Below are 1129 nucleotides of genomic sequence, written 5' to 3'. Positions count from 1 at the left end.
GCTAGCTGTACTGACCGGGGAGGTTGGTCAAGCGGCTGATGGGTGGGTGGCCGCCGATGCCGGTGTGGGGCCGGTGGTGGTTGTAGGCGTGTAGCCAAGCAGGAAAGGCTGCGCGACGGTCGGCCTCGCTGGTGAACATCTCGACGAAGGCCCACTCGCTGGTCATGGTGCGGTTGAACCGTTCGACCTTGCCGTTGGTCTGCGGGCGGTAGGGCCTGGTCCGTTTCGGAGTGATGCCCAGTTCGGCGCAGGCGGTAGCCCAGTGGCGGCTGCGGTAGCAGCCGCCGTTGTCGGTCAGCACCCGGCGGGTGATCACGCCACGGTCGGCGAACCAGGCCACGGCCCGGCGCAGTACCGCGGTCGCGGTGATCCCGAGCTCGTCGTCGTGGATCTCGGCGTAGGCCAGCCGACTGTGATCATCGAGGATGACGTGGATGAATCCGTGGCCTATCAGCGGGTCGTGGTGGCGGCTGCGGGCACGACCACCATCGAGGTGCCGGTTCACGTTGCCTCGCTCGCGACCGAGGAAGCGCCAGCCACCGCCGGCGGGGATGTTGCCCAGCTTCTTCACATCGGCGTGCAGCAGGTCGCCGGGTGCGGCGTGCTCGTAGCGCACGACCTGGCGTTCGCGGCGCTCGAGTCGAGACAGCCGGCTGAGGCCGCAGCGGCGCAGCACCGCCCCGGCGGTCGAGGGCGCCACGCCGGTCTCTGCCGCGAGCCGGACCGCGCCCCACCGCTTGCGCAGCCGCAGCGACACGATCCGCTTCGTCCTCGCCGCATCGGTCTTGCCTGGGCTGGTGTGTGGTCGGCTGGAGCGATCGACCATGCCGGCCTTGCCCAGCAGCCGGTATCGCTCGGCCCACCGATCGGCGGTCTTCCACGCGACCCCGAAGAACTCCGCGGCGCGAACCTTGGGCCAGTCCTCCTCGACGACGAGCTTCGCCAGCCGCAGACGCTGGCGCGGGGTCAAGGCGGCATTAGCGTGGAGCACGAGGACCTCCGGTGCTTCGTGGAATGGGTGCCTTCAGCAGCTCCACTCCACGCCCGGAGGTCCTCCCCTCACAAGATCCCTCAGTCAGATCCCGGAGTCACAGCTCCTCGACCAACGTCTCCGGTCAGTACAGCTAGC

The 1129-nt window shown here is 69.0% G+C and carries 1 protein-coding gene; it reads right to left on the bottom strand.

All coding sequences use genetic code 11. The features are described 5' to 3' along the window. Position 1 precedes the first annotated feature (1 nt). Complete coding sequence (locus tag E9565_RS21855; protein ID WP_236836719.1) at positions 2–991, bottom strand: IS481 family transposase; 990 nt, start codon at positions 989–991, stop codon at positions 2–4. Positions 992–1129 lie beyond the last annotated feature (138 nt).

This window comes from Blastococcus sp. KM273129, assembly GCF_021698995.1.
In the GTDB taxonomy this organism is placed as follows: Bacteria; Actinomycetota; Actinomycetes; order Mycobacteriales; family Geodermatophilaceae; genus Blastococcus.
Note: the sequence above shows the minus strand (reverse complement) of the source record. Positions and strands in the feature narration are given on the sequence as shown.